At 50.0% G+C, this 4,826-nt stretch carries 3 protein-coding genes; 2 read left to right on the forward strand and 1 reads right to left on the reverse strand.

What is annotated here, in order from left to right:
* Both Q0546_RS00490 and fdh3B read left to right on the forward strand, forming a co-directional pair.
* On the forward strand, positions 1-2,216 hold a 2,216-nt coding region (locus Q0546_RS00490; protein ID WP_298789546.1), incomplete at its 5' end, for a formate dehydrogenase subunit alpha.
* Position 2,217: 1 nt separating this feature from the next.
* A complete protein-coding gene (fdh3B, locus tag Q0546_RS00495; protein ID WP_004321984.1) occupies positions 2,218-2,859 on the forward strand; it encodes a formate dehydrogenase FDH3 subunit beta in 642 nt (213 codons plus the stop codon).
* A gap of 246 nt (positions 2,860-3,105) precedes the next feature.
* Here fdh3B and Q0546_RS00500 read toward each other — a convergent pair.
* The coding region (locus Q0546_RS00500) for a molybdopterin-dependent oxidoreductase (protein WP_298789547.1) at positions 3,106-4,826 on the reverse strand (1,721 nt) is incomplete at its 5' end.

Consider the following 4,826-nt stretch of genomic DNA (forward strand, 5'->3'; position numbering starts at 1 on the left):
ATCACCTTGGAGATATCCAAAACGCGAAGTCTATCTTTATAATCGGCGCAAATCCGGCTGTAAATCACCCGGTAGGATTTAGGCATTTTCTAAAAGCGAAAGAAAATAACGGCGCAAAGCTGATCGTAGTCGATCCAAGATACACGAGAACTGCGGCTAAGGCTGATTATTTCGCTCAAATTCGCACCGGTACGGATATACCTTTTATGTACGGCATGATGAATATCATCTTTCAAAACGGCTGGGAAGATAAGGAATTTATAAACGACCGCGTCTACGGTATGGATCTGATTCGCGAAGAGGCTGCCAAATGGACGCCCGAAGTCGTAGCCGATGTTTGCGGGATCAAAAAAGAGACGCTTCTTGAGATAACCGAAGTTTACGCCAAAAATCGCCCGGGATCGGTCGTTTGGGCGATGGGTCTAACTCAGCATACCATAGGCAGCTCAAATACCCGTATCGCTCCGATCCTGCAACTAGTGCTAGGAAATATGGGCGTATCGGGCGGCGGCTGTAATATCCTGCGCGGTCACGACAATGTTCAAGGCGCGACGGATATGGCGAATTTGCCGACCGAGCTACCCGGGTACTATCCAAAAAACGAAGCCAACTGGAAATACTTCGCTAAGATGTGGAAGGTCGATTTTGAATGGCTCCAAAAGAATTTCGTTAAGCCTGAAATGATGTTTAAACCCGGATTTACGCTATCAAAATGGTGGGCGGGCGTGCTTGACGGTAAAAACGGCAACGAAGCCGTAGATAATGCCGGCGACAGTATAAAAGCCTTAGTAGTGATCGGCAACGGTATCACCTCTACCGCGCAACAAGTAAAAGTAAAAGAGGGCCTAGACGCGCTTGAGCTTTTGGTTCTAGTAGATCCTTTCGTAAACGATGCCGGCGTGATAACTGACAAAAAAGACGACGTCTACATACTGCCTGCGGCGACGCAGTTTGAAACCAGCGGCACGGTCGTAGCGACAAACCGCAGCGGCCAGTGGAGAAGCCAGGTCGTAGAGCCGCTTTTTGAGAGTATGCCCGATCACGAAATTTTATTCGAGCTTGCCAAAAGGCTAGGCTACTATGACGAGCTAACGCGCACGATCAGAGACGCCGAAGGTAAGATCGAGTGGCCTGAAGTCGCTACGCGCGAGATCGCAAATATAATAAAAACTATCGGCATGACGGGCTGGACTCCGGAAAGGCTCAAAAAGCACCAAGAAAACTGGGATAAATTTGACGAAAAAACAAGTCTAGGAAAACCGGGCACCGTAGTCGAAGGCGAATACTACGGTCTGCCGTGGCCGTGCTGGACGGAGGATCATCCGGGCAGCCCGATACTTTACGATATAAACAAGCCCGTTAGGCAAGGCGGCATGGGTTTTAGAAACCGCTTCGGCTTAGAGCATAACGGAGTTAACCAATTAGCCGCAGACGGTAGCGCGCCCGTAGATTCGTTTGTCAAGGGCGGATATCCGGAGATCAAAAAAGATAACATCGAAAAGGTGCTAGGCATCACGCTAACCGAGGATGAAAAGGCTAAAATAGGCGGCAGCTGGATACATGACGATAGTAATATCATCGCTAAAAAATGCATGGAGAAAAACATCGCTCCGTACGGCAACGCGCGAGCTAGGACGATCGTTTGGACTTTTGCGGATCAAATTCCTCTTCACAGAGAGCCACTGCATACGCCTAGATTTGATCTAGCGCAGAAGTATCCGAGCTTTGAGGATAAGAAACTTCAAAACCGCGTCGATACAAAATTTAAATCCGTCCAGCTAGCAAAGGACTACTCAAAAGAATTTCCTATTATCCTCACGACGGCTCGCCTCGTAAATTTTAGCGGCGCGGGCATGGAGACGAGAGCTAGTATGTATCTAAGCCGCTTGACGCCTGAGATGTTTGCGGATATCCACCCTGAACTTGCGGCTAAACACGGCATTAAAAACTGGGATTTCATCTGGGTTCATTCGCCTGAAGGTACTAAGGTTAAGGTGCGCGCCAGAGTGGTACCGTCCGTTAAACCCGACACCATCTTTATGCCGTTTCATTATGCGGGTTATATGCAAGGCGCCGATATGACCGGTAATTTCCCGGAAGGCACAAAGCCTTATGCGGTAGGCGAGAGCGCAAATACCGTCACTAACTACGGATATGATATAAACACCCAGATCCCTGAAACCAAAAGCGGTCTATGCCGCATAGAAAAGGCGTAAAATGAGCGAATTTAATGACAACAATAGACTTAAATTTTACTGCGACGACGATAGATGCATCGACTGTAACGGCTGTGCGGTAGCTTGCGACGAGGCTCACGAGTTGCCTCTTGGCATCCGCCGCCGCCGCGTCATCACGCTAAACGAGGGCATACCCGGCGAGGAAATATCGACCTCGATAGCTTGCATGCACTGCGAGGATGCTCCATGCTCGCTGGTTTGCCCGGTCGATTGCTTTTATATCAGAGCCGACGGCGTCGTACTACACGACAAAGATATCTGTATCGGCTGCGGATACTGCCTATACGCGTGTCCGTTCGGCGCACCTCAGTTTCCGCGCGAGGGAGTGTTTGGCGCGAAAGGCTCGATGGATAAGTGCACGATGTGCGCAGGTGGTCCGCTACCGACAAATAGCGAAGCCGAGCGCGAAGAGTACGGCCAGGATAGAATTTCCGAAGGCAAAGTACCGGTTTGCGCGGCTATGTGCTCTACAAAGGCGCTGCTAGTAGGCGAATCTGCAATGATAGAGAAAATCTACGGCGACAGAGTAAAGGCTCGCGGCTACGGCTTTAAAGACCTAAAACAAACTCCGACCTGGAAGCTTGCTTATTACGCGGGCGACAGGCTAAAATACAGCTTCTAAATTTATCAGCTCCGCTCGCTTTGGCGGGGCGAACTATTACACCAAATTTGACGCGGTTTGGCTGCGTCAAATTTGACTCATGCCTTTTTAACTTCATTAAATTTTACATGGATAGTTCGTTAAATTTGACTCATACTTCTTTAGCTTCATTAAATTTACATAGATAGTTCGTCAAATTTGAATGCGGGTAAATTTAAAATAAAAATGGATAAATTTAAGTAGAAAGGGCGGTCTCCCGCCCTAAATTTACGCTCTAACAGGCGACAAATACGGATTTGCCGAGTGCATCGACATCTCGTTTTGCTCTCTAAATTTGATAAATTCCTCTTCGCTTAGACGTCTGATATTTGCTATCGTCATCTTTAGCGGTGTGATGCCTGAGAGCGGATCGGGATCGCCGGCGTTTGCTAGCTCGTTACCGTCGGCCTCGCTATAGTGGAAGGTCGTAAATATCGTGCCTTCTTTTAGATCCGGATTTACGCGAAGCTTGGCCGCTATCTGACCGCGTTTGTTTTGCACGAGCGCGTAGCAGCCATCTTCCAGCTCCCTCTCGCGAGCGATATCGGGACTTACCTCGATGAGCGCGCCTTCTACGCCAGCACCGTACTCTAGAGCAGGACACTCTCTAGTCATCGTGCCCGTGTGGTAGTGATAGACCTTGCGTCCGGTCGTAAATAGGCACGGATATACCTCGTCTGGTACTTCGCTAAGCGCTCCGCTACCGACCGGATAGCCGTCCGGGATATTCATCTTGGCTCTAAATTCGGCTTCAGCTTTTGCACGTTCATTTTTATCCTCTACGTAAAGCACCGGCGCAAATCGGAATTTACCGCCAGGCAGCATAGACTTGTGATCTGCGTAAAGCACGGGCGTACCCGGATGCTCCTCGTCGGGGCACGGCCAGCTGATACCGCCTAGCTTGCCTAGTCTATAGTAGCTGATACCGCCGAAAAATTTAGGCATAAGCTCCCTTAGCTCGTTCCAAATTTGCTCAGGGCTAGCAAAATCAAATCCCTCTAGCCCCATGCGGTTTGCGATGTTACAAACGACTTTCCAGTCGGGTTCCACGCCGCTAACGGGTTCGCTAGCCTTGCGAGTGCGTTGAACGCGGCGAGAGGTGTTGATAAAGGTTCCGTCCTTTTCGCCCCAGCCCGCGGCAGGTAGCACCACATCGGCCTTATGGGCGCTCTCGGTAAAGAAAAGATCCTGCACGATAAAGCAGTCTAGGTGATGTACGGCGTGGACGAAGTGCTCGGTCCACGGGTCGCTCATTACGGGGTTTTCGCCGTAGACGTAGAGGACTTTTAGCTCGCCGCTATCCATTTTATCCGGCGCTTGCGTTAGCTTAAAGCCCGGAACCGGATTTAGCTCAAAGTGCCATACTTTGCGTGCTTGCTCCTGCGCGTAGGTCGAGTTTACCGCGCCGGCCGGGATGACGTTAGGCAGCGCGCCCATGTCGCATGCGCCTTGGACGTTGTTTTGACCGCGCAGAGGATTTACGCCGGCACCCTTTTTGCCTAAATTTCCCGTTAAAACGGCTAAATTTGATAGCGAAAAGACGTTTGACGTGCCGTCGCTAAACTGCGTGATACCCATCGTGTAGCAAATCGCCGCCGCGCCTGCTTTAGCATACATTCTAGCCGCCTCTATGATGAGCTCTTTTTTTACGCCGGTTTCGCGCTCGAAACGCTCGGGCGTAAAGTCCTTAACCGCTTCTTTTAGATATTCAAATCCCTCGGAGTACTTCTCGATAAACTCGCTATCTTGCAAATTTTCGGCGATTATGACGTGCATCATCGTATTTAGCGTTTTGATATTCGCTCCGATCGGGATTTGCAAGAAAATATCGGCTTTTTTAGCCATATCGGTGCGCTTTGGATCTACGACGATCATCTTGGCACCTCGCTGAAGGCCGCGCTGCATCTGCATAGCGATGATCGGGTGACACTCGCTCGTGTTGGTGCCGA

It is taken from the genome of uncultured Campylobacter sp., from assembly GCF_937997465.1.
Classification (GTDB): Bacteria; Campylobacterota; Campylobacteria; order Campylobacterales; family Campylobacteraceae; genus Campylobacter_A.